1 protein-coding gene and 1 pseudogene are annotated in these 686 nt (G+C 69.1%); both read right to left on the bottom strand.

What is annotated here, in order from left to right; translation table 11 throughout:
* Window positions 1–326 (bottom strand): annotated as a pseudogene (locus tag F1735_RS34000) (hypothetical protein); the annotation flags it as partial.
* Window positions 323–686: hypothetical protein (locus tag F1735_RS33995; RefSeq protein ID WP_167241456.1), on the bottom strand; the 364-nt coding region annotated here is incomplete at its 5' end. The gene F1735_RS33995 and the pseudogene F1735_RS34000, both read right to left, overlap by 4 nt.

The raw sequence follows: 686 nt of genomic DNA, 5'->3' as shown, positions 1-686 counted from the left end.
AGCAAGATCGTTACGGTCAGGGCGTCGCCGCCGGCCACCGCCGCCAGCAGCGGGCTGATGCCGGCGTGGCAGATGTTGGGGTCGTCGCCCGCATTGAGCAGTTTTTTCAGCAGGGCGTGGCGGTCCTTGCCCAAGGCCATGAAAATGCGCGGGGCGGCGCCGGGCCGGAAGTTGCGCGCGGCGTCCTGGAAAGCGTCGCCGCTGGTCGGCGCGTCCGTGCAGCGCACGGCGGCGCCCGCTGGCTGGCGTAGCGGAGCCTTGGCCTGGGCCGGGGCAATAGTCGGGAGCAGGATGAGCAAGGCTGCTGCGGCCATCGGGCGCATCACCGCGCGCCTCCTTTGATGTAGTCGGCCTGCGCCTGGTTCAAGAGGCGCTTGACCGAGTCGTACTTGGCCTGGCTGAGCAGATGCCGCGCCGTCTCCAGCTGGTCCAGCGACAGCACGCCGTTCGCGTACATCTTGTCCATTTCGGTGCGCAGCTTGATGATGGCGAACGAGGACATGACTTCCGGATTGAGCGCGGCGACCAGCACGTCGAGCACCGGGCCGACCGAGCGCACCACGGCGCTGCCTTTGGCGGCGCGCAATGCGGCCTGGCTGCCGGCCATGTCCTTGGCGGTCTTGGCCGAGGCCGCGTCGACCAGGGCGCCTTCGGCCTGCATGTACTGGCCGAGCCGGGAGTTGGAG

The organism is Massilia genomosp. 1 (genome assembly GCF_011682185.1).
GTDB lineage: Bacteria > Pseudomonadota > Gammaproteobacteria > Burkholderiales > Burkholderiaceae_D > Telluria_A > Telluria_A rubra.
The sequence above is the reverse complement of the archived record's forward strand: the minus strand, read 5'-3'. Positions and strand labels throughout refer to the sequence as shown.